Genomic DNA, 22,669 nt, shown 5'->3' on the forward strand with positions numbered 1-22,669 from the left:
TCATGTCACTCGTCCATGAGATCGACTACGGTACGCCCGCTCCCAAGACCGACAAGATGGTGACGCTCACCATCGACGGGATGGAAGTCACCGTGCCGGAAGGCACCTCCATCATGCGCGCCGCGATGGAGATGGGAACGCAGATCCCCAAGCTCTGCGCCACCGACTCGCTGGAAGCCTTCGGCTCCTGCAGGCTCTGCCTGATCGAGATCGAGGGCCGCAACGGCACCCCGGCCTCCTGCACCACCCCGGTGGCGCCGGGCCTGAAGGTTCACACCCAGACGCCGCGCCTGGCGCAGCTGCGCAAGGGCGTGATGGAGCTCTATATCTCCGATCACCCGCTCGATTGCCTGACCTGCGCCGCCAATGGCGATTGCGAGCTGCAGGACATGGCCGGCGCGGTCGGCCTGCGCGAAGTGCGCTACGGCATGGAAGGCGCGAACCACTTCGCCCCCTCCTCCGAGCTGGTGATGCCGAAGGACGAGTCGAACCCCTATTTCACCTATGACCCGGCCAAGTGCATCGTCTGCAACCGCTGCGTCCGCGCCTGCGAGGAAGTGCAGGGCACCTTCGCGCTGACCATTTCCGGCCGTGGCTTCGACAGCCGCGTGTCGCCCGGCCAGTCGGAAGCGTTCCTCACCTCCGAATGCGTGTCCTGTGGCGCCTGCGTGCAGGCCTGCCCGACCGCCACCCTCTCCGAGAAGCGCCTCATCGATATCGGCACGCCCGAGCATTCGGTGGTGACGACCTGCGCCTATTGCGGCGTCGGCTGTACCTTCAAGGCGGAAATGCGCGGCCAGGAAGTGGTGCGCATGGTGCCGTGGAAGGATGGCAAGGCCAATCGCGGCCATAGCTGCGTCAAGGGCCGCTTCGCCTGGGGGTATGCCACCCACCAGGACCGCGTCATCAAGCCGATGATCCGCGCCAAGGTCACCGACCCGTGGCGGGAAGTGTCGTGGGACGAGGCGATCGCCTACACCGCCTCCGAGCTCAAGCGCATCCAGGACACCTATGGCCGCAAGTCGGTCGGCGGCATCACCTCCTCGCGCTGCACGAATGAGGAAGCCTATCTCGTCCAGAAGATCATCCGCGCCGGCTTCGGCACCAACAATGTCGATACCTGCGCCCGCGTCTGCCATTCGCCGACCGGCTACGGCCTGAACCAGGCCTTCGGCACCTCGGCAGGCACGCAGGACTTCGATTCGGTCGAGGATTCGGACGTCATCCTGGTCATCGGCGCCAACCCGACCGACGGTCATCCGGTGTTCGGCTCGCGCATGAAGAAGCGGCTGCGCGAAGGCGCCAAGCTGATCGTCATCGATCCGCGCCGCATCGACCTCGTGCGCTCGCCCCACATCAAGGCCGAGTACCACCTGCCGCTGCAGCCCGGCACCAATGTCGCGGTCGTCACCTCGCTGGCGCATGTCGTGGTCACCGAGGGCTTGGTGAACGAGGCCTATGTCCGCCAGTTCTGCGACTGGGAAGAGTTCCAGGATTGGGCCGAGTTCGTCGCCGATCCGCGCCACTCGCCCGAAGAAGTGGAGAAGCTCTCCGGCGTGCCGGCCGAACAGATCCGCGGCGCGGCCCGGCTCTATGCCACGGGCGGCAACGGCGCGATCTATTACGGCCTCGGCGTCACCGAGCACTCGCAGGGTTCGACCACCGTCATGGCGATCGCCAACCTTGCCATGGCGACCGGCAATATCGGCCGCCGCGGCGTGGGCGTGAACCCGCTGCGTGGCCAGAACAACGTGCAGGGCTCGTGCGACATGGGCTCCTTCCCGCATGAGCTGCCGGGCTATCGCCACATCTCCGACGACGCCACCCGCGCGACGTTCGAAGCCATGTGGGGCCGGCCGCTCGACGCCGAACCGGGCCTGCGCATTCCCAACATGCTGGATGCGGCGGTCGACGGCACCTTCAAGGCCATCTACATCCAGGGCGAGGACATCCTTCAGTCCGACCCGGACACCCACCACGTCGCCTCGGGTCTCGCGGCGATGGAACTGGTGATCGTGCAGGACCTGTTCCTGAACGAGACCGCCGCCTACGCCCATGTGTTCCTGCCGGGCTGCACCTTCCTCGAGAAGGACGGCACCTTCACCAATGCCGAGCGCCGCATCCAGCTCGTGCGCAAGGTGATGGCGCCGAAGAACGGTTATGGCGACTGGGAAGTCACCCAGATGCTGGCCCGTGCCATCGGCATGGACTGGAACTACACCCACCCCTCGCAGATCATGGACGAGATCGCCGCGCTCACCCCGAGCTTCGCCGGCGTGTCGTTCCAGAAGCTGGACGAGATGGGTTCGGTGCAGTGGCCGTGCAACGACGCCAACCCCGAGGGCATGCCCATCATGCACATCAACGGGTTCGCGCGCGGCAAGGGCAAGTTCGTCGTCACCGAATATGTGCCGACCGACGAGCGTTCCGGCCCGCGCTTCCCGCTGCTGCTCACAACCGGCCGCATTCTCAGCCACTACAATGTCGGCGCCCAGACCCGCCGCACCGAGAACGTGGCCTGGCATCCGGAAGATCTGCTGGAAATCCACCCGCACGATGCCGAGCAGCGCGGCGTGCGCGACGGCGACTGGGTGCGCATCGACAGCCGCGCCGGCTCCACCAGCCTGCGCGCGCAGATCACCGACCGGGTCGCGCCGGGCGTCGTCTACACCACCTTCCACCACCCGACGACGCAGGCAAACGTCGTGACCACGGACTTCTCGGACTGGGCGACCAACTGCCCCGAGTTCAAGGTGACCGCCGTCCAGATCGCCCGCTCGAACGGCCCGTCCGAGTGGCAGGAAGACTATGACGAGTTCACCCGCCAGAGCCGCCGTATCGCGGTTGCGGCGGAGTGAGCGGGACGGCCCGTCGATGATCGCGCCGGTCGTCCGCGTTTCCCGCCTTGCCGTCACTCCCTCGGGAGCGGCGGAGGGCGAGCGGGCGATCCCCGAGGAGACGCCCGTCGCCATCGTCCATAACGGCTCCACCTATGCCGTGATGATGGCGACGCCGGCTGACCTCGACGATTTCGGCTATGGCTTCAGCCTGACCGAGGGTGTGATCGACAGCCTTGCCGACGTGCAGTCGATCGAGACGCTGGAGTTCGAGGACGAGGCCGGCGTGCTCGGCGTCGAGGTCCGCCTCTGGCTCGACGAGGCGCGCGCCAGCCAGATGGTGGCTCGGCGCCGGCAGATCGCCGGTCCCACCGGCTGCGGCCTGTGCGGCGTGGAAAGCCTGGAACTGGCGGTGAAGCCGGCCCGCACCGTGGGGGACGAGGCGCGCTTCGGGGCCGCGGAGATTTCCCGCGCGGTGGCCTCGCTGCCGCCGGCGCAACTGCTGAACCACCAGACGCGGGCCGTGCACGCAGCCGCCTTCTGGCAGCCATCCGCCGGGCTGGTGGCGGTGCGCGAGGATGTCGGGCGCCACAACGCGCTCGACAAGCTCGTGGGCCATCTGGTGCGCGGCGGGCATGTGGCGTCGCAGGGCATCGTGCTGCTTACCAGCCGCGTGTCGATCGAGATGGTGCAGAAGACCGCCATGCTGGGCGCTTCCGTCCTGGTGGCGGTGTCGGCGCCGACGGCGCTCGCGGTGCGCACGGCGGAGAAGGCCGGTATCACCCTGGTCGCGATCGCGCGCGACGACGGATTTGAAGTGTTTACCCATCCCCATCGCATCGTGCTGGACGGGGCAGAGAAGGAGCGCATCGCCCATGTCGGCTAACACGATGGATCGCCTGGTCTACATGGCGAACCAGATCGGCAAGTTCTTCGAGCCGCAGGGCCATGAGAAGACCGTGAAGGGCGTCGCCAAGCACATCAAGGACTTCTGGGACCCGCGCATGCGCGCGCGCATCGAGGATCACATCGCCGCCGGCGGCGAGGGGCTGAAGCCCGACGTGCTGGAGGCACTGAAGTCGCTGCCGCCTGTCACGCGCGATACCATTCCGGCGGCCCGCCCGACGCTGGATCCGCCCGGCCCGACCGCCCACCATCACTGATCCCCCACAGCGATCTGAGAGTCATAAGAGGCCGGCACGCCGAAGGGCGCTGCCGGCCTCGTGCGTTTGAGACGCACAAGACGACACGACCTTCCGTAAGGTCATGTTCTCGCGTGCCTTTCTGCCGGACGGCTTATCGCCAAATCGCCCGCCCAAAGGCCCAAACTTCGTCACTACACCACGCTTCTGCCATCGGCCCGCGTCATCGGATCCTCTATTGTGGGATGAATGCGGTGGGTGGAGGACGGCGGGTCCATGCATGAAGACGGACACGGATTGCTGCTGGGGGCACTGATATTCCTCGCAACGGCCGTCATTGCGGTGCCGCTCGCGCGGCGCCTCGGGCTTTCTCCCATCGTCGGATACATCCTCGCCGGCGTCGCCATCGGCCCGTCCGGCATCGGGGCGTTCGACGACCCCGAGCGGATCATCACGGTCGCCGAAATCGGCGTGGTGCTGCTGCTGTTCATCATCGGGCTGGAACTGCAGTTCTCGCGGCTGCTGGCGCTGCGGCGGGCGATCTTCGGGCTCGGCACGGCGCAGCTTCTCTTCAGCGGTGCCGCCATCGCCTTGCTGACCCATTACGCCGCCAATGGCTTCGACTGGCGCGGCGCCCTGGTTGCGGGCATGGCACTGGCACTGTCGGCGACCTCGATCGCGCTGCAGCTGCTTGAGGAGAAGAGCGGGCTCTCGCAGCCCTATGGGCAGCGGGCCTTCGGCGTGCTGCTGTTCCAGGACATGGCGATCGTGCCGCTGCTCGCCCTCCTGCCCTTCCTGGCGCAGGGCGTGCACGAAGAGCGCAGCTTCGCCGAATCGGCGGAGCATGTGGCGATCATCGTCGGGGCGATGCTGGTCATCATCGGGGTCGGGCGTTATCTGCTCACGCCGCTGTTCCGCATCCTCGCCCGCTCGGGCGCGCGCGAGGTGATGACGGCCGCCGCGCTGCTGGTGGTCCTCGGCGCGGGGGCGCTGATGGCCTCGGCCGGCATGTCGATGGCGCTCGGCGCGTTCCTGGCCGGCGTGATGCTGTCGGAATCGAACTTCCGCCACGAGCTCGAGGCCAATATCGACACGTTTCGCGGCCTGCTGATCGCGTTGTTCTTCATGGGCGTGGGCATGTCCATGAATCTCGAGGTGGTGCTCGCCAATGCGCCGCTGCTCATCACCGGCACGCTGCTGGTGACGCTGGTGAAGGCGGTGTCGGTGTGGGCGGTGTTCCGCTTTTCCGACAGCACGCGGGCGGATGCGGTGCGCTCCGCCTCGGTGCTGACGCCGGCGGGCGAGTTTTCCTTCGTGCTGTTTCCGCTGGCGCTCGGCCTCGGGCTGATCGATGCGCGCCAGTCCGACATGCTGGCCGCCTGCGCGGCCATGACCATGCTGCTGGGGCCACCGGTGGCGCTGATCGGCGAGCGTCTGGCGCGGCGGCTGGAAAACCGCACCGAGAGCCTGCCCGATGAGGATTTCACCGACGCCGGCGGCTCCGTGCTGGTCGTCGGGTTCGGCCGCTTCGGCCAGATCGTCTCGCAATGCCTGCTGGCGCGCGGGCTGGAGGTGACCATCATCGACAATGATGTCGAGATGATCCAGAACGCCGGCCGCTTCGGCTTCCGCATCTATTACGGCGACGGCACGCGGCTCGACGTGCTGCGCGCCGCCGGCGCCGAGCGGGCTCGCGTCATCGCCGTGTGCGTAGACCGGCCCGAGACCACGGACCGGATCGTCGAGATCATCCGGCAGAACATGCCGGATGTGCATCTGCACGCGCGCGCCTTCGACCGCACCCACGCGGTGGCGTTGCGGGGGCGCGGCGTCGACTTCGAGATTCGCGAGACCTTCGAATCGGCGCTGGCCTTTGGCGAAGCCACGCTGCGCGCCAATGGCGTCGACGCCGCCACGGCGCTGGCGACGGTGACCGATGTGCGCCAGCGCGACCTGGAGCGGCTGCGCCGGCAGCTTGCCGAGGGCGAGGACCGTGGCCCGCTTCCCCTCGAACCGGAGCCGCTGGTGGTTCCCGAGCGGGCCGCCCGGCCGCTCAACCCGGAAGCGGAGGACGTGCTCAAGCACGAGACCGAATTCTCGTCGTGAGCCTGTGCGCACGCCGCTGCACGATGTCGTGGCGCGCCTGCGGTCGCTTTCACGCCGGTCCCCGTTCCAATTGTCGCATGGCCGGCATAGGCTCACGCTAGACATTCGGCTTGAATGCAATGGGCGCCCGCCCGGGCCCGTGGGTCCTGAAGGTGCGGGCGTCGTATCGGGGAGAACAGCAGATGCAGCTCGGAATCGTTGGCCTTGGCCGCATGGGTGGCAATATCGCGCGTCGTCTCACCAAGGCGGGGCATGACTGCGTCGTGTGGGACCGCAACGAGGCCGCCGTGCAGGAACTGGGCGGCGAGGGCAACCGTCCGGCCGGCGATCTCGCCGATCTCGTCGCCAAGCTCGATGCGCCCCGCGCCATCTGGGTGATGCTGCCGGCCGGCGCGCCGACCGAGACGACCATCGCCACGCTGGCCGGCATGCTGGCGCCGGGCGATGCCATCATCGATGGCGGCAACACCTTCTACAAGGACGACATCCGCCGCGCCGCCGATCTGGAGCCCAAGGGCATCCATTATATCGATGTCGGCACCTCCGGCGGCGTGTGGGGGCTGGAGCGCGGCTACTGCATGATGATCGGCGGCACCAAGGAGGCCGTGGACCGGCTCGACCCGATCTTCGCCGCCCTCGCCCCCGGCCTCGGCGACATTCCCCGCACCCCCGGCCGCGAGGCGCGCGATACGCGCGTCGAACACGGCTACATGCATTGCGGCCCGGCCGGCTCCGGGCATTTCGTCAAGATGGTGCATAACGGCATCGAATACGGCCTGATGCAGGCCTATGCCGAAGGCTTCGAGATCCTCAAGCACAAGAACTCCACCGCCCTGCCCGAGAATGAGCGCTTCACGCTCGACCTCGCCGATGTCTCCGAGGTGTGGCGGCGCGGCAGCGTCGTGTCGTCCTGGCTGCTCGACCTCTCGGCCATCGCGCTGACCAAGGACGAACAGCTGAGCGACTTCCCCGGCGAGGTGGCCGATTCCGGCGAGGGCCGCTGGACGGTGATGGCGGCGATCGAGGAGGCGGTTTCCGCCGAGGTGCTTTCCGCCGCCCTCTACACCCGCTTCCGCTCGCGCCAGGACCACACCTTCGGCGAGAAGCTGCTTTCGGCCATGCGCTACCAGTTCGGTGGCCATACCGAATTCAAGACCAAGTGAGCGGCGGGCCAGCAATCCATGGGAAGCGAGTCCGTCGTCCTCGGCCAGAAGGTGTTGGCGCCCGATACGGCGCCGGCACCGGCCTCGACCTTCTTCATCTTCGGCGCCTCCGGCGATCTCACCAAGCGCCTGCTGCTGCCCTCGCTCTACAATCTCGCCCATGAGGGCGTGCTGGTCGACGATTTCGCCATCGTCGGCGTCGACCATGTCGAGCGGAGCGAGGAGGATTACCGCGCCTTCCTCACCGAGGCGGTGAAGGAACTGCCGGGATCGCTCGATACGGCGGGCGAAACCTGGTGCTGGCTGATCAGCCGGATCTTCTACGTCGCCGGCGATTTCGCGGACCCCGCCACCTATGGGCGCATCCGCGAGCGGCTGGACCAGCGCAAGCCGCAGACCGGCAACGCGGTGTTCTACCTCGCCGTGGCGCCGCGCTTCTTCGCGACCATCTCCGAGCAGCTCGGCGCCGCCGGGCTGCTGAAGGAGGCGGAAGGCGCCTTCCGCCATGTCGTGGTGGAAAAGCCCTTCGGCTCCGACATGGCGTCGGCCAAGACCCTCAACCGCCGCCTGCTGGCGGTCGCCGACGAGCGGCAGATTTACCGGATCGATCATTTCCTGGGCAAGGAAACGGTCCAGAACATGATGGCCCTGCGTTTCGGCAACGGCATTTTCGAGCCGATCTGGAGCAAGGAATATATCGACCATGTGCAGATCACCGCCGCCGAGACGGTGTCGGTGGAGCAGCGCGGCGGGTTCTACGACGCCACCGGCGCGCTGCGCGACATGGTGCCAAACCACATGTTCCAGCTTCTCGCCATGACCGCGATGGAGCCGCCGAACTCCTTCGATGCCGATGCGGTGCGCTCGGAAAAGACCAAGGTCATCGAGGCCATCCGCCATATGCGCCCGAGCGAGGCCATCGGCGCGGCGGTGCGTGGCCAGTACCGCGCCGGCTTCGTCAATGGCGAGGCGGTGAAGGACTATCGGGACGAAAAGGACGTCAATCCCGACAGCCGCACCGAGACCTATGTCGCGCTCAAGTGCTTCGTCGATTCGTGGCGCTGGAACGGCGTGCCGTTCTATGTCCGCACCGGCAAGGCGCTGGCGGTGCGGCGCACCGAGATCGCCATCCAGTTCAAGCGGGCGCCGGGCGTGCTGTTCCGCCATCTGCCCACGGCGCTGAAGCCCAACCTGATGGTCATCCATGTCCAGCCGGATGAGGGCGTGTCGCTGCGCTTCGCCGCCAAGGTGCCCGGCCGCAAGGTGAAGCTCTCGGATGTCGAGATGAGCTTCAAATATGCCGACTACTTCAAGGCGGCCCCGAGCACCGGCTACGAGACGCTGATCTATGACTGCCTGTGCGGCGACCCCACCCTGTTCCAGCGCGCCGATACCATCGAGGCCGGCTGGGAGGCGGTGGAGCCGATCCTTGAGGCGGTCGGGGCCGGCGAAAACGAGGTACAGTACTATTCCGCCGGTTCCAGCGGCCCGGCAATGTCGGACGTGATGCTGGCGCAGGACGGCTTTCAGTGGCTGCCGCTTGAGAGGGATCGCCCGCGATGACCGAATCGAATCTCGCCGACGCGGCGACCGGCGCGCGCGGCGGTGCCGCCAGCGCCCCGGCCTCGCGCATCCGCCTCATGGTGTCGGATGTCGACGGCACCCTCGTGAACAAGGCGAAGGAGGTAACGCCGGTGACCGTGGAGGCGGTGCGCCGCCTGCACGCCGCCGGTATCGCCTTCGCCGCCGTCTCCGCGCGCCCGCCGCGCGGCATGAAGCTGATGGTCGAGGCGCTCAATGTCGACCTGTTCGGCGGCTTCAATGGCGGCTCCATCCTGCGCCGCGATTTCTCGATCGTGGAGGAGCATTTCGTCTCCCCCGACGCGGTACGCGCCGGCATCGCCATGATGAAGCCGCGTGGCGCCTCGATCTGGGTGTTCGCCGACAATGAATGGTTCATCACCGACCCCGGCAACCCCTATGTGGCGGGGGAAACCCGAACCGTCGCCTTCCAGCCGACGGTGGTGGACGATTTCGGCGATCACCTGAACCGCGCCGGCAAGATCGTGTTCTCTTCAACCGATTTCGACATGCTGGCGCAGAGCGAGCCGGAGCTGCAGGCCCTGGTGGGCGCCGGTGCCACGGCGCGGCGCTCGCAGGCCAAATATCTCGATATGACGCCCCCCGGCACCGACAAGGGCCATGCCGTGCGCGCCTTCGCCCGGCACTATGGGGTTTCCCTCGACGAGGTGGCGGTGATCGGCGACATGCCGAACGACCTGCCGATGTTCGAGGTCGGCGGCCTCGCCATCGCCATGGGCAACGGCGCCCCCGAGGTGAAGGAGCGGGCGCACTTCGTCACGCTGACCAACGAAGAAAATGGCGTCGCCGACGCCATCGACCGATTCGTCCTGCCCCGCGCGCCGCGCGGCTAGCCTTTCGCGACGAAGCTCAGTGACCGGGCGCCTCTCATGGACGTCCGGTCGCCCTTCCCAGCGCTCGTAAGGCGCAGGGGGAATGCCGGGCGCGGCCTGGCACGATCAGCCACATATTCAGGCGGTTTGCGCGGCGAGCCGATGAGAGCGCGGCGACGCGCCGTGTCACCTGCAGGGGCGGGAACGCGAGCGCGTGGCTGCGCCGCAGCTTCGGCAATTCAAGAGTGGTACGGACTGAAAGCTGCGGAGGCCGGCAACGGCGCCTGGCCGCAACGAGCGGCGCCGGCACGGCAGGGAATGTTCGCAGCGCAGGAGAGAATTGGTGGAGCCAGGCGGAATCGAACCGCCGACCTCTTGAATGCCATTCAAGCGCTCTCCCAACTGAGCTATGGCCCCACCGAGGGTGCCGGATGCGTGGAGCGCCGGGGCGCTGCACCTTGGGTTCTCATCCGGACTTGCCGACCCGGATCACTCCGGGGCGGAACGGTCGTAAAGCATATGGCGGATCGGACTGCAAGCCTCGATTTCAAATCGAGTGATCCATCCCCAGAGCTTTCGCTGTTCAGCTTTCCTCGTCGTCCTCGATGCCGTCGCCGATCAGGTCGGTCACGTCATCGTCGGCATCCTCGTCTTCTTCGAGGAAGGTATCATCGTCGTCGCTGGCAACCTCGTCCTCGTCGACGTCCAGATCGTCGTCGACGACCGCCGCCTTCGTGGTGCCGGCGGCCTCCTCGTCGGCGTCCTCCAGCGAGACCAGCTCGACCTCGGCGACCTCTTCCAGGTCAGGATCCGCCACGGCTGCCACGGCCGCACGCGGCGCTTCCGCGCGACCACGCGTCACCGGCAGGGTGATCGGCACGATCTGGCCGGTATAGGGCGAGATCACCGGATCCTTGTTCAGGTCGTAGAACTTCCGCCCCGTGACGGGGCAGACGCGCTTGGTGCCTAATTCAGGTTTCACCACGGTTTGGACCTCGGGTGGTGATGGAAAGGGTGCTCCCATTGAACCGCTCGCGGGGCGGAGTCAAGCCGCAACTGCGCGGGGCCGTGGCGGCAGGTAAGCCACCGTGCTAGGACGTGCCCGCATTGCGGCGCCAGAAAGGCTTCCCCGGCGTCGTGAATTACCGCTCCCGGCCGGGGCGGATCCCGAATCTACCGCAAGACAAGGCTTTGTGATGAGCAGCACCGGTCACGCCACTTCCCCCGTTCCCGCCCTCGCCCGCCGCTCGGGCGCGCTGAAGGGCCGGGTGCGCGTGCCCGGCGACAAGTCGGTCTCGCACCGCTCGCTCATCTTCGGTGCACTCACCGTCGGGGAGACCCGAATCTCCGGCCTGCTGGAGGGGGAGGACGTGCTCAACACCGCCAGGGCCTGCGCCGCGCTGGGCGCCCGCATCGAGCGGGTCGGCGAGGGGGAATGGCGGGTGGAAGGCGTCGGTGTTGGTGGCCTGCGCGCGCCCGAAGGCGTGCTCGACTTCGGCAATGCCGGCACCGGCTCGCGGCTGATGATGGGCATGGTGGCCGGCAACCCGATCACCGCCACCTTCGACGGCGATGCGAGCCTGCGCCGCCGGCCGATGCGCCGCATCCTCGATCCGCTGGAGAAGATGGGCGTGGAGGTGGTGGAAGCCGCCGAGGGCGGGCGCCTGCCGCTCACCCTCAAGGGCCCGCAGGAGCTGGTGCCGATCGTCTATGAGAGCCCGGTCGCCTCGGCGCAGATCAAGTCCGCCGTGCTGCTCGCCGGGCTGGGCGCGCCGGGCGAGACCACGGTGATCGAGAAGGAGGCGAGCCGCGACCATACCGAGCGCATGCTCACCCATTTCGGTGCCGAGGTGACGGTGGAGCCCTATGGCGCACACGGCCGCAAGGTGACGCTGAAGGGCAGGCCGGAGCTGAAGCCGGCGCCGATCCGCGTGCCGGCGGACCCCTCCTCCGCAGCCTTCCCGCTGGTGGCGGCGCTGATCGTGCCGGGCTCCGACCTCGTCATCGAGGGGGTGATGACCAATCCGCTGCGCACCGGCTTGTTCATCACGCTCAAGGAAATGGGTGCCGACATCGCGTTCGAGAACGAGCGCGTGGAAGGTGGCGAGAGCGTTGCCGATATCCGCGTGCGCGCCTCGGCGCTGACCGGCGTCCATGTGCCGGCCGAGCGGGCGCCGTCCATGATCGACGAATACCCGGTGCTGGCCGTGGCGGCCGCCTTCGCCACCGGCGAGACGCGAATGAACGGGCTCTCCGAGCTGCGGGTGAAGGAATCCGACCGCCTTGCCGCCGTGGCGGCGGGGCTGGCGCAGGCCGGTGTCGCCTACCGCATCGAGGGCGACGACCTGATCGTCGAGGGCGCGGGCGGCGCGGCGGGGGGCGGCACGGTGGAAACCCACATGGACCACCGCATCGCCATGAGCTTCCTCGTCATGGGCCTCGCCACCGCCAAGCCCCTGTCAGTGGACGATATTTCCTTCATCGCCACGTCCTTTCCGACCTTCCTGTCGCAGATGCGGGAACTGGGCGCGCGCATCGACGCTGAGGCCGTCGCGGCATGATCATCGCCATTGACGGGCCGGCCGCTTCGGGCAAGGGAACGATCGCGCGCCGGCTCGCCGCCCATTACCGCCTGCCGCATCTCGACACCGGGCTGCTCTACCGCGCCGTGGGCGCCAAGGCCTTGGCGGAGCACGTCGATTTCGATGATGAGGCGGCACTGGCGGTGCTGGCGGGCGGGCTCGATCTTGGCGCCTGCGATCCTGAGACCCTGAAATCCGGCGCCGTCGGCGAAGCGGCCTCGCGGGTCGCCGCGGTGCCGGATGTTCGAGCCAAGCTGTTGAGATTGCAGAAGGACTTCGCCGCACAGCCGGGCGGCGCGGTGCTGGACGGGCGCGACATCGGTACCGTCATCGCGCCTGCTGCCGACGTGAAGCTGTTCATCACCGCGACGCCGGAAGCCCGCGCCGCGCGGCGCCACCGCGAGCTGCTCCAGCGCGGCGAAGAGGCGACGCTGGACGCCGTTCTCGCCGATATTCTCAAGCGTGATCAGCGCGATAGCGCCCGCGCCAGCGCCCCGCTCATCCGCGCGGATGATGCCGACATTCTCGATAATACCCGCCTCGACGTCGAGCAGAGCTGGCAGGCGGCGCTCGATCTGGTCGAGCGGCGGCGTCCACATGGGGGGCTTCATGAGCGTGGGCAGTGAGGACGATCAGGCCGATGGCGCCGCCCTGGACCGCCTCGCCCGCGGCAAGGCGCGGCTGGCTGAGATCACCGGCCGCTCGGGGGCCGAGGTGATGGAGGCGCTGGGCGAGGTGGCGCCGGATTTCGCACGCTACATCTTCGAGTTCGGCTATGGCGACGTGTATTCCCGCCCCGGTCTCGATCTGCGCGCGCGCCTGCTCGCCACCGTCGCCGGGCTGGTGTGTCTGGGTCATGCGTCGCGCGAGTTGCGGGTGCATATCGGCTCGGCGCTGAATGTCGGGGCGACGCGCGAGGAGGTGGTGGAGGTCATCATGCAGATGGCGCTCTATGCCGGCTTCCCGGCGGCGCTGGATGCGCTGCTGATCGCCAAGACGGTGTTCGCCGAGCGCGGGCTCACCCCGCCGGCGCCCTGAGCCATGCGCCGGCTGCTGGTCATCGGCATCGGCATGGGCGAGCCCGAGGGGCTGACCGGCCGCGCCATCGCGGCGATCGGGCGGGCGGATGTGTTCTTCCTGCTCGACAAATCCGACGGCGCCGGCGAGCTGGTGAGCGCGCGGCAGGCGCTGATCGCCGGCTTCGGCAGGCCCGGCCACCGGGTGGTGCGCGCCCCCAGCCCGCCGCGCCGCCCCGCCTCCCTTGAGGGCGCCCGGGAGACGTATGAGGGCGCGGTGGCGGACTGGCACGGCGCCCGCGCCGCGCTTCTCGCCGGGCTGATCGCGTCTGAATTGGGCGAGCACCAGACCGGGGCGATGCTCGTCTGGGGCGACCCCATGCTCTATGATTCCACTTTGCGCGTGCTGGCGCGGGCGGGGGCCGGCACGGACTTCCTTGTCGAGGTTTTTCCGGGGGTTACCGCGCTCCAGGCGCTGTGCGCGGCGCATGCCATGCCGCTCAACGCCATTGGCGAGGAGGTGCTGCTCACCACCGGCCGCCATGTCGCCGCCGCCACGCCGCACGCCCCCGCCTTCGCCGTGCTGCTCGACGATGGAGCGGGGCTGGCGGCGCTCATGGCGCGCGGCTTCGACGGCGCGCTCTGGTGGGGCGCCAATCTCGGCACGGCGGCGGAAATCCTCATTGCGGGAAGGCTCCGCGAGGTCGCCCCGGCGGCGCTGGCGGCGCGGGCGCGGGTGAAGGCGGCGCGCGGCTGGGTGATGGATGTGTGGCTGGCGCGGCGGGACGCGCCGCCGCGCGGGTGAGCCCTCCCGGGCCCCGCCCGGCCGTCGCAGCCCTGCGTTCCGCGCATGGATTTCACCCCTCCGGCGGGCGGTAATCGGGCTTCGGCGCGGGCGATTTCCGGCGCATAATCGGTGCTTCAGCCCTCTTGAGGAGGAGACGATGCCCGCCGAGCCGCCCAATTCCGCAGCAGCTGGCCGCCTTGCGCGGAGCCCCGACGCCCCGGACGCCCAACTGCCGGCGCTGCTGCCATCGCAAGCTGCAGAACCGGCCTTTCAGGCTGCAGGGGAGCCCGCAGCCCGGGGACAGGCTGCCGCTTCCGCGCTGGACTGGCTGGCGGCGCCCCCGACCCACCCGGAGGAGATGAAGGCGGCCTATGATGTCCGCCTCGGCCCGATGCGCCTTTCCGGCGGCGCCCGCATGACCCCCGCCGCCGTCATCGCCGCCGGCGTGTGCACCGGCATCATCCTGCTGGGCGTGGCGGTGGTGATCCGGGCGGGGAGACGGTGAGGGCCGCTTCCGCTTCAGGGACGTCGCCGCCAAATACGCCGGTCGCATCCGCGCGCTTGGCTTGATCCGGATGACCGGCTACGATTCGGAATTATCGGAGGAATTAGAAGATAGATGGCGAAGGCAGTGCCATTGCGCGGTGTACAACCTGCACTCCTTAAGTGGGCGCGGGAATCCGTCCATCTGTCGGTTGATGAGGTTGCGGGTAGACTAAACAGAGCGGTTGAGGAGGTAGATGCGTGGGAGAGTGGCGCAGAATCGCCCTCATATGCTCAGTTGGAGAAGCTGGCGTACGACCTCTACAAGCGGCCGCTTGCGATCTTTTTTCTGCCGGCTCCCCCAGCTGAGCCCAAGCCCGAGGCTGAATTTCGCGCTCTTCCTCTCGCCGATCTACGGCGTTTGAAGCGCGATACCATTTTGTTGATCAGACGGGCCCGAGCCTATCAAGAATCTCTAGTAGAGCTCTTCAACGGTCAATCACCTGTCGATGAGCCTATCTGGAAGCAGGTGAGCCTGGATGCCAGAAAGTCTATCACGGAGCAGGCTGATGCGATCCGTGCTGCACTTCGGGTACCTGCTCCGGGAGCGCATGAATGGGGCGCTTCCGACGGAGATGAAGCCTTGAAGCGCTGGCGCAAGGCTGTTGAATCCAGCGGAGTGTTTGTATTCAAGGATTCATTTAAGCAGAGAGAAATATCGGGCTTCTGTCTCGATCACGATCAATTCCCTATAATTATGATCAATAATGGGACTACCAAGACGCGGCAAATATTTAGTCTTATGCATGAATTATCCCATATTTTATTGGGTTGGCGCGCAATAAGTACATTTGATGGAAATTCAGTTAATATGCTTCCGGATCGAGAGAAGCGTATAGAAGTCTTTTGTAATAAGATAGCTGCAGAAATATTGGTGCCATCGGCAGACTTTTCTGAGCAGTTGGAGCGAGTCCCGGTTAATATTGAGTTGGCAGGGCCCGAGCTTTTTGCTTCGCTGGCGGAGCGTTATCGCGTTAGCCGCGAGGTTATTTTACGCCGATTTCGGGATGCGAACCGAGTCAGTCAAGAATTTTATGAGGAGCGCAAGCGAGACTGGGACGGTCAGCGAATTCAGCGAGCCTCATCGGGCGGCAGCTTCTATCTGACTAAGGGTGCATACCTTAGCGAAAAGCTGATGAATGAGGTATTTTCTCGATATGGTCGGCGGCAAATAACAATTGATGAAGCTGCGGATTTTATTGGCGTAAAACCTAAACAAGTTGAAGAGTTGGAAAGTCGATTCCTCCGGGGATTGGCTGCATGATTTATATTATTGACACCAGTAGCTTTAGGGAGCTTGAGCGTTATTATCAGTCTATTTTTGTAACATTTTGGACATTATTTCAGGACGCCGTCGACTCTGGTGAGGTTGTCTCCGTGAGCGAGGTTTGGAGGGAGCTCGGGGCCTGCCCTGAAACAAATGTTATCGAATGGGGTAAGAATAATCCTTCGATATGCCGAAGGCCAACGTCAGAAGAGACCGAGTTTGTAGGTCATATTTTTACAGTTCCCCATTTTTCCCAATTAATATCGGCGAAGGCGCAGACAACTGGACAGCCAGTCGCAGACCCATTTTTGATAGCAGCTGCGAAAATTTACGGCGGAACTGTAGTTACGGAAGAAAGGTTCAAGCCTAACGCGGCAAAAATACCGAATGTCTGCGCCCATTTTGGAATTGAATGCACCAACCTGCAGGGCTTTCTTCAGGCAAAGGGCTGGAGTTTCTAGCTCGCCCCGCCATTCCCCCCACCCGCTGCCCCCGTCGCCCTTGCCCTTCCCCTCCCCTTGCGCTATTGCACGCGCTTGTCCGGGCCACCCCTTCATCGAGGCGGTCCATCGGGAGGGCCGGGGGCGCGGGATGCGCGCTCTCCGTGCTTGGAGGCCAGCCCTCCGATCCTGCCTCGCGGCGTGCCCCGGACAGTACCGCGTGCCTGTGCGTGTCGGCTCCCTCTGAGGGGCCGCGCCCGGGCGGCGTGGCGTAAAGCTTTCAAAGCCTTGTCCCTCACGGCCAGCGCGCCGGGTTCGCCTTTGCGGGTGGACAGCGCCGGGCCTGCCAGTCCCGGCGCCCGTGGAGGAAGAGGCTCATTCAACCCAATCCGGCGCAGATCCTGGCAAGGAGCCTCTATGTCCGCTACTCAAACGCTTGCCGCCGCACGTGACGATTTCGCCGCCATGCTCGAAGAGAGCTTCGGTGAATCGGAGCTCGCCGAAGGTTCGGTCGTCAAAGGTATCGTCGTCGCGATCGAAAAGGATCTCGCGATCATCGATATCGGCCTGAAGACCGAAGGCCGCGTGGCACTGAAGGAATTTGCCGGCCCCGGCCGCGACCAGGAAATCAAGGTCGGCGACGAGGTCGAGGTGTATCTCGAGCGCGTCGAGAACGCGCTGGGCGAAGCCGTGCTCTCGCGCGACAAGGCCCGCCGCGAAGAGAGCTGGGTCCGTCTCGAGAAGGCGTTCAACGCCACCGAGAAGGTCACCGGCGTGATCTTCAACCAGGTCAAGGGCGGCTTCACCGTCGACCTCGACGGCGCCGTGGCGTTCCTGCCGCGCAGCCAGGTGGACATTCGCCCGATCCGCGATGTCGGCCCGCTGATGCACAACCCGCAGCCCTTCCAGATCCTCAAGATGGATCGCCGCCGCGGCAACATCGTGGTGTCGCGCCGCACCGTGCTGGAAGAGACCCGCGCCGAGCAGCGCCACGAGCTGGTGCAGAACCTCGAAGAGGGCCAGGTCATCGACGGCGTGGTCAAGAACATCACCGATTACGGTGCGTTCGTGGACCTCGGCGGCATTGACGGCCTGCTGCATGTCACCGACATCGCCTGGCGCCGCGTGAACCACCCGACCGAGGTGCTCTCCATCGGCCAGACGGTCAAGGTGAAGATCATCAAGATCAACCACGAGACCCACCGCATCTCGCTCGGCATGAAGCAGCTGCTGGGCGATCCGTGGGAGGGCATCGAGGCCAAGTACCCGGTCAATGCCCGCTTCAAGGGCCGCGTGACCAACATCACCGACTACGGCGCGTTCGTGGAACTGGAGCCGGGCATCGAAGGTCTGATCCACGTCTCCGAGATGAGCTGGACCAAGAAGAACGTCCACCCCGGCAAGATCGTCGCCACCTCGCAGGAAGTGGAAGTGGCGATCCTCGAGGTCGACCCGGTCAAGCGCCGCATCTCGCTCGGCCTCAAGCAGACCCTGCAGAACCCCTGGGAAGCCTTCGCCGAGAAGTATCCGGCGGGCGCGACCGTCGAGGGCGAGGTCAAGAACAAGACCGAGTTCGGCCTGTTCCTGGGCCTCGACGGCGACGTCGACGGCATGGTCCACCTGTCGGATCTCGACTGGAACCGTCCCGGCGAGCAGATGATCGAGGAGTTCAAGAAGGGCGACATGATCAAGGCGGTCGTTCTCGACGTGGATGTCGAGAAGGAGCGCATCTCGCTCGGCGTGAAGCAGCTCGGCGGCGACCCCTTCCAGGAGACGGGCGAGCTGCGCAAGGGCGCGATCGTCACCTGCGAGGTGATCGACGTGAAGGATGGCGGCGTCGATGTGAAGATCATCGGTTCCGACATGACCGCCTTCGTGAAGCGCTCGGAACTGGCCCGCGACCGCGGCGACCAGCGCCCGGACCGCTTCGCCGTCGGTGAGAAGTTCGACGCCCGCGTCACCCTGTTCGACCGCAAGGCGCGCAAGGTGCAGGTCTCGATCAAGGCGCTGGAAATCGCCGAGGAAAAGGAAGCCGTGGCCCAGTTCGGCTCGCAGGATTCCGGTGCCTCGCTCGGCGACATCCTCGGCGCCGCGCTGAAGAAGCAGGCCGAGAAGGCGGATTGATCCGCCTTTCCGGTGAGGGCGGAGCGATCCGCCTGACCCGGCTGGCCTGACGGCCGATCGACACGAGTACGGAACGGCCGGCGTGGCGACACGCCGGCCGTTTTGTTTGGGGAGCCTCGCACCCGATGGAACGGCCGCGGAGGATCGGCTCCGGCTCTCACGCCCGTCGGCGGCCCTTCCGCACGGCGTGGCCGCGAGCGATCCGTTCCGGGAAGGAGACGCCATGACGGACGAGGAGGACGGCTCAATCCGTGATGCGCTGCAATGAACATGTGGACCTACACCGCGCAGCATGACGGCAAACGGTTCTTCTTCGATGAGGTCATGAACCTCGTCGCAAGGCTGGAGCCGCATGCCGCCCGGCTCGACGAGGTCGTGAAGACGGGCGGCACGATTGAGCTGATCGTCAGCCTGGACGGGTACAACACTATCGGCGACACGCTGCCGCCGGCGCAGATGGCGCGGCTGGCCCATCTGAACATCGCTCTTGGCATCGAGGTGTTCCCGGAATTCTCGTGACGCGGGCGCCGCGCTGGCACGCCAGTCCGGAACACCGGATCGATCCTGCCGGAGAGCTCACCGCCGCCGAGCCGCCCTCGCCGCCGGCACCGTCATCGCCGCCACGCCGATAACGACCGCGACGAGGCCGAGCCAGGCGGTGGGCGCCAGCGCCTCCCCGAGGAAGACGACGCTGATGCCGACGCCGATCGGCACCCTGAGATAGGCCTGCGCCGTGGCGCCCAGCGGGCCGAGCGTCCGCAGCAGCCGGAAATACAGCACGAAGGCCGCCGCCGTGGAGGCCAGCGCCAGCGCCACCAGCGCCGCCAGCGAGGCGGGCGAGGGGGCGAGCGTCCACGGCCGGTCCACCACCAGCGCCAGCGGCGCCAGCAGCACCGTGCCGCAGAGCAGCGAGCCGCAGGCCGGCAGCATCGGGTCGAGCCCGGCAAAGCGCGCGCCGAACAGCGCCGCGCCGGCATAGCAGGCGGTGGCGAGGAGGATGGCAAGCGGCGCCAGCATCGCGTCCGGTGTCGCGAAGGCTGGTGGGTTGAAAGCCTCGAACCCCACCACGAGGCCCGTTCCCACCAGACCGCAGGCGACGCCCACGAGCCGCAGCGCCCCGCCGGTGGGGCGGCGCCCGCCGGCGGCCATCATCACGAAGGCGAAGATCGGCGTGGTGGCGTTGAGGATGACCGCGAGCCCGGCGTCGAGATGCGTCTCCGCCCAGGCGATGAGGGTGAACGGCACCGCGCTGTTGAGGCAGGCCTGAAAGAGGAAGGCCCGCCACGTCGCCCGGTCCGCCGGCAGGCGAAGGCCGCGCCACGCCAGCAGGACATAGAGCGCGCCGCCGGCCAGCGCCGTGCGGGCGGCGATGAAGCTGAGCGGCGGTATGGTCTCCACCCCGATCTTGATGAAGCTGTAGGAGGCGCCCCACAGCGTCGACAGCAGCAGCAGCAAGGCGAGTTCGACAGCGAGGCGGGGCTTTTCCATAAGGCGTCCGGCGTTGAATGGGCGTCTTGTCTAGCCCGCCGCGCGGCGCCGATGTTTCGGCGGTGGCCGAAGCGTCATCGGCTGACGCGCCGGCCGCCGGCGGCTAGACTTGGCGACATGAACGCCCCCGCACCCCTCGATGCCGCCCCGGCCTTCGCCTCCGGCGCCCGCATCGCCGAGATCGCCGCTCTGCTGGGCGATCCGGCCCGCGCCCACATGCTGCTGGCGCTGATGGGCGGGCAGGCGCTCACGGCCGGAGAGTTGGCGCGCCATGCCGGGGTGAGCGCCCCCACCACCAGCGGCCACCTCGCCCGGCTGGCCGAGGCCGGCATTGTGGCAGCGCGGGCGCAGGGGCGGCACCGCTATTACCGGCTGGCCTCGCCCGAGATCGCCGAGGTCCTGCACGCGCTGATGGTGGCCGCCACAATGGGCCCGCCGCGCCACCGCCCGCCCGGCCCGCGCGACGGCGCGCTGCGCCTCGCCCGCAGCTGCTACGACCACCTTGCCGGCCGGCTGGCGGTGGCGCTGCTCGGAGCATTGGAGGCGCAGGGCCATGTGCGGCTCTCCGCCGAGGGCGAGGCGGCCGAGCCGACGCCGCAGGGGCGGGTCTTTCTCGCCGATTTCGGCCTCGACCTCGATGGGCCGGGCCAAGGCCCTGGGAGAGGCGCCCGCGCCCGCCCGCTCTGCCGCACCTGCCTCGACTGGAGCGAGCGCCGCCCGCACCTTTCCGGCCGGCTCGGCGCCGGCCTGCTGGAGCGGCTGCTGGCGCTCGGCTGGCTTACCCGCGTTCCGGGAAGCCGCGCCCTCGCCCTCGCCCGCGCCGGGGAGGCCGGCCTGATCGCCACCTTCCACTTGCCGCCGGACTGGCGGGAGGGGGTGGGTGCGCCGGTTCGTGTGGCCCGCCTACAAACACCAAGAACGTATTCATGACGGAACAGTACGACGACAATTACGCGACCTGCGATCGCACAGCGGTTCATCTCAACATCTACACCGGCGCGTCGAATCCCGATGAGGTCACGCGCGGGACCGGCATCACACCAACGCGTCTGACGCGGAAGGGGGAAGTTGTCCTGTTGAGCCGTGGGCGCCACCATGTCTCGCCCCTCAATGCATGGTTTCTCGATACGGAGAGCCATGTCACATCACGGGATCTCCGCCGTCATATCGACTGGATGCTGACCCGTCTGGTCGAGGCGCGCTTTGATGCCGCCGCCTTGAGACAAAGAGGATGGGAGATTCGTTTCAACTGCATCTGGTGGTCCCGGTACAATACGGGAGGGCCTATCCTTTGGCCCAGGCAGTTGATGGACATCGGCGCCCTTGGTCTTGAGTGCGGGTTCGAGTTCGCCTTCTACAGTGACACGACCGACGTGGTGTTTGCCGAGGATGCGTGAGGGCGGCTGGACCGCCCTTTTAGGGGGATAAGCCCCGAGGGATGGTGCGCCAGTGCATCTCGCCGATTTTGATCTCCCCTTGTGTGTGCGCCATCTCTCATCGGCGCCGCTTTGAGCCTGCCCCATCCTCCGCTAGCATCGGCGTACCGGCATGCAAGTGACCGGTCGGTGCAGGCGCAGAGGGTGACGTTGATGGCCGCAGAAACGTCGGGCTGGCTGGGCCGGCAGATCGTGCGCGTGGTGCTGCTCAGCCGCTGGGCGATGGTGCCGCTGTTTCTCGGCCTGTCGCTGGGGCTGGTGCTGCTGGTCATCGCCTTCGCGCTGCGGCTGTGGAACTTCGCCTTCCAGCTGGCCAGCCTCACCGAGACGGCGGTGATCATGGAGCTGCTGACCCTGCTCGATCTCGTGCTGGTGGGCGGGCTGATGGTGATCGTCATCCAGTCCGGTTACGAGAATTTCGTCGAGCAGATCGACCGCCGCCATGCCCCGGATTCGCCGGCCTGGATGATGCGGATCAGCTTTTCCGGGCTGAAGCTCAAGCTGTTCGCCTCGCTGATGGCGATCTCGGCCATCACCCTGCTGAAGGCGCTGATGCGGTTGGAAACCGATGTGAGCGAGACGCAGGTGCGCTGGCTGATGGCGGCGAGCGTGCTCTTCCTCGCCGCCTATGCGGTGCTGGCCTTTACCGACCGCTTCGCCGGCACGGCGCGGGACGACTAGGGCCGGGATCAGGCGCGCCTCAGGGCGTCTGGCGGGGCGGGAGCATCCGCGCCGGGTTGCCCACCACTGTGGCCCCGGCGGGAACGTCCTTCGTCACCACGGCGCCGGCGCCGATCACCGCATCGTCGCCAATGGTGACGCCGGGCAGGATGACCGCCTTGCCGCCGATCCACACATTGCGGCCGATGGTGACCGGGCGGCCATATTGCAGGCCGGAACGGCGCACCTCCGGGTCGCGCGGGTGGTCGGCGGTGTAGATGTGGGTGCCGGGGCCGATCTCGGTGCCGTCGCCAATATGGACGGGCATCACGTCGAGGATGACGCAGTCGAAATTGAGGAACACCCCGGTGCCGAGGTGGATGTTGAAGCCGTAATCGCAGTGGAAGGGCGGGCGGATGCCGGTGCGCTCGCCGGCCGAGCCGACACCCTCGCGCACCAGTTCGCGCCGCTCCTCGCGCGAGAGGGTGAGCGAGGTGTTGAACCGCGCCAGCCAGGCGAAGTTGGCGCGCTGCGCCGCCTGGATCTCCGGATCACCGGCACGATACAGGTCGCCGGCGCGCATCTTCTGCAGTTCGGTGCGGGGGGCGGGTTCGGCTGCGGACATGCTCGGCGCTCCGTGGGCGGCACAGGGCCTCTTCCATCG

22 protein-coding genes and 1 tRNA gene are annotated in these 22,669 nt (G+C 67.0%); 19 read left to right on the forward strand and 4 right to left on the reverse strand.

The genetic code is table 11. The features are described 5' to 3' along the window. The first annotated feature begins 2 nt into the window (after positions 1–2). The 7 genes from fdhF to ACQY76_RS07240 all read left to right on the forward strand — a co-directional run bounded on the left by fdhF (position 3) and on the right by ACQY76_RS07240 (position 9,683). Entirely contained in the window at positions 3–2,858 is a 2,856-nt protein-coding gene (gene fdhF / locus ACQY76_RS07210) for a formate dehydrogenase subunit alpha (protein ID WP_428032205.1), read from the forward strand. A gap of 16 nt (positions 2,859–2,874) precedes the next feature. Continuing rightward, the gene (gene fdhD, locus ACQY76_RS07215; RefSeq protein WP_428032206.1) at positions 2,875–3,723 is read left to right on the forward strand and encodes a formate dehydrogenase accessory sulfurtransferase FdhD; all 849 of its coding nucleotides are present in this window, start codon (positions 2,875–2,877) and stop codon (positions 3,721–3,723) included. Continuing rightward, positions 3,713–4,000, forward strand: a complete 288-nt coding sequence (locus ACQY76_RS07220; RefSeq protein ID WP_428032207.1) for a formate dehydrogenase subunit delta — start codon at positions 3,713–3,715, stop codon at positions 3,998–4,000. Before fdhD ends, ACQY76_RS07220 begins: the two co-directional genes overlap by 11 nt. Positions 4,001–4,255: 255 nt before the next feature. Further along, positions 4,256–6,085 carry a monovalent cation:proton antiporter-2 (CPA2) family protein gene (locus ACQY76_RS07225; RefSeq protein WP_428032208.1) on the forward strand — a complete coding sequence of 610 codons (1,830 nt, stop codon included), beginning with the start codon at positions 4,256–4,258 and terminating at the stop codon, positions 6,083–6,085. Between the two features lie 182 nt (positions 6,086–6,267). Continuing rightward, positions 6,268–7,248 carry a phosphogluconate dehydrogenase (NAD(+)-dependent, decarboxylating) gene (gnd, locus tag ACQY76_RS07230; RefSeq protein ID WP_428032209.1) on the forward strand — a complete coding sequence of 327 codons (981 nt, stop codon included), beginning with the start codon at positions 6,268–6,270 and terminating at the stop codon, positions 7,246–7,248. 18 nt (positions 7,249–7,266) lie between these two features. Then, on the forward strand, positions 7,267–8,811 hold the full coding sequence (gene zwf / locus ACQY76_RS07235; protein ID WP_428032210.1) for a glucose-6-phosphate dehydrogenase: 1,545 nt from the start codon (positions 7,267–7,269) through the stop codon (positions 8,809–8,811). Next, positions 8,808–9,683, forward strand: coding sequence for an HAD family hydrolase (locus ACQY76_RS07240; RefSeq protein WP_428032211.1), 876 nt, complete (start codon positions 8,808–8,810; stop codon positions 9,681–9,683). The genes zwf and ACQY76_RS07240 overlap by 4 nt, the downstream gene beginning before the upstream one ends. A 320-nt stretch (positions 9,684–10,003) precedes the next feature. On the opposite strand, the gene ACQY76_RS07245 is transcribed toward ACQY76_RS07240, so the two are convergent. Both ACQY76_RS07245 and ACQY76_RS07250 read right to left on the reverse strand, forming a co-directional pair. Continuing rightward, a tRNA-Ala gene (locus ACQY76_RS07245) sits at positions 10,004–10,079 on the reverse strand. Between the two features lie 166 nt (positions 10,080–10,245). Continuing rightward, positions 10,246–10,647: a TIGR02300 family protein gene (locus ACQY76_RS07250; RefSeq protein ID WP_428032958.1), complete on the reverse strand. Its 402-nt coding sequence runs from the start codon at positions 10,645–10,647 to the stop codon at positions 10,246–10,248. A 211-nt stretch (positions 10,648–10,858) separates the two neighbouring features. On the opposite strand from ACQY76_RS07250, the gene aroA reads away from it, so the two are divergent. The 9 genes from aroA (at position 10,859) to ACQY76_RS07295 (ending at position 18,940) form a co-directional block, all read left to right on the forward strand. Further along, positions 10,859–12,223, forward strand: coding sequence for a 3-phosphoshikimate 1-carboxyvinyltransferase (gene aroA, locus ACQY76_RS07255; protein ID WP_428032212.1), 1,365 nt, complete (start codon positions 10,859–10,861; stop codon positions 12,221–12,223). After that, on the forward strand, positions 12,220–12,870 hold the full coding sequence (gene cmk / locus ACQY76_RS07260) for a (d)CMP kinase (RefSeq protein WP_428032213.1): 651 nt from the start codon (positions 12,220–12,222) through the stop codon (positions 12,868–12,870). The genes aroA and cmk overlap by 4 nt, the downstream gene beginning before the upstream one ends. Beyond that, positions 12,854–13,282 (forward strand): carboxymuconolactone decarboxylase family protein, encoded by a 429-nt coding sequence (locus ACQY76_RS07265; RefSeq protein WP_428032214.1) that lies wholly within the window; start codon positions 12,854–12,856, stop codon positions 13,280–13,282. Before cmk ends, ACQY76_RS07265 begins: the two co-directional genes overlap by 17 nt. A gap of 3 nt (positions 13,283–13,285) precedes the next feature. Continuing rightward, positions 13,286–14,065, forward strand: coding sequence for a precorrin-6A synthase (deacetylating) (cobF, locus tag ACQY76_RS07270; RefSeq protein WP_428032215.1), 780 nt, complete (start codon positions 13,286–13,288; stop codon positions 14,063–14,065). Positions 14,066–14,204: 139 nt separating this feature from the next. Continuing rightward, positions 14,205–14,552, forward strand: a complete 348-nt coding sequence (locus tag ACQY76_RS07275; protein WP_428032216.1) for a hypothetical protein — start codon at positions 14,205–14,207, stop codon at positions 14,550–14,552. A 114-nt stretch (positions 14,553–14,666) separates the two neighbouring features. Further along, positions 14,667–15,854 (forward strand): ImmA/IrrE family metallo-endopeptidase, encoded by a 1,188-nt coding sequence (locus tag ACQY76_RS07280; protein ID WP_428032217.1) that lies wholly within the window; start codon positions 14,667–14,669, stop codon positions 15,852–15,854. Further along, positions 15,851–16,318: a PIN domain-containing protein gene (locus ACQY76_RS07285; protein WP_428032218.1), complete on the forward strand. Its 468-nt coding sequence runs from the start codon at positions 15,851–15,853 to the stop codon at positions 16,316–16,318. The genes ACQY76_RS07280 and ACQY76_RS07285 overlap by 4 nt, the downstream gene beginning before the upstream one ends. Before the next feature lie 396 nt (positions 16,319–16,714). Further along, entirely contained in the window at positions 16,715–18,421 is a 1,707-nt protein-coding gene (gene rpsA / locus ACQY76_RS07290) for a 30S ribosomal protein S1 (protein WP_428032219.1), read from the forward strand. A gap of 264 nt (positions 18,422–18,685) precedes the next feature. Continuing rightward, positions 18,686–18,940 carry a hypothetical protein gene (locus ACQY76_RS07295; protein ID WP_428032220.1) on the forward strand — a complete coding sequence of 85 codons (255 nt, stop codon included), beginning with the start codon at positions 18,686–18,688 and terminating at the stop codon, positions 18,938–18,940. A gap of 57 nt (positions 18,941–18,997) precedes the next feature. Here the strand turns inward: ACQY76_RS07295 and ACQY76_RS07300 are convergent, their stop codons facing one another. Then, positions 18,998–19,909 (reverse strand): DMT family transporter, encoded by a 912-nt coding sequence (locus tag ACQY76_RS07300; protein WP_428032221.1) that lies wholly within the window; start codon positions 19,907–19,909, stop codon positions 18,998–19,000. A gap of 117 nt (positions 19,910–20,026) precedes the next feature. Between ACQY76_RS07300 and ACQY76_RS07305 the strand changes: the two genes are divergently transcribed. The 3 genes from ACQY76_RS07305 to ACQY76_RS07315 all read left to right on the forward strand — a co-directional run bounded on the left by ACQY76_RS07305 (position 20,027) and on the right by ACQY76_RS07315 (position 22,026). Next, positions 20,027–20,839: an ArsR/SmtB family transcription factor gene (locus tag ACQY76_RS07305; RefSeq protein ID WP_428032222.1), complete on the forward strand. Its 813-nt coding sequence runs from the start codon at positions 20,027–20,029 to the stop codon at positions 20,837–20,839. Further along, a complete protein-coding gene (locus ACQY76_RS07310) occupies positions 20,836–21,306 on the forward strand; it encodes a DUF4279 domain-containing protein (RefSeq protein ID WP_428032223.1) in 471 nt (156 codons plus the stop codon). Before ACQY76_RS07305 ends, ACQY76_RS07310 begins: the two co-directional genes overlap by 4 nt. A 192-nt stretch (positions 21,307–21,498) precedes the next feature. Next, entirely contained in the window at positions 21,499–22,026 is a 528-nt protein-coding gene (locus ACQY76_RS07315) for a YqhA family protein (RefSeq protein WP_428032224.1), read from the forward strand. Positions 22,027–22,045: 19 nt separating this feature from the next. Here the strand turns inward: ACQY76_RS07315 and ACQY76_RS07320 are convergent, their stop codons facing one another. Beyond that, on the reverse strand, positions 22,046–22,630 hold the full coding sequence (locus ACQY76_RS07320; protein ID WP_428032225.1) for a sugar O-acetyltransferase: 585 nt from the start codon (positions 22,628–22,630) through the stop codon (positions 22,046–22,048). Positions 22,631–22,669: the final 39 nt, after the last annotated feature.

It is taken from the genome of Ancylobacter sp. (assembly GCF_965279025.1).
Classification (GTDB): Bacteria; Pseudomonadota; Alphaproteobacteria; order Rhizobiales; family Xanthobacteraceae; genus Ancylobacter.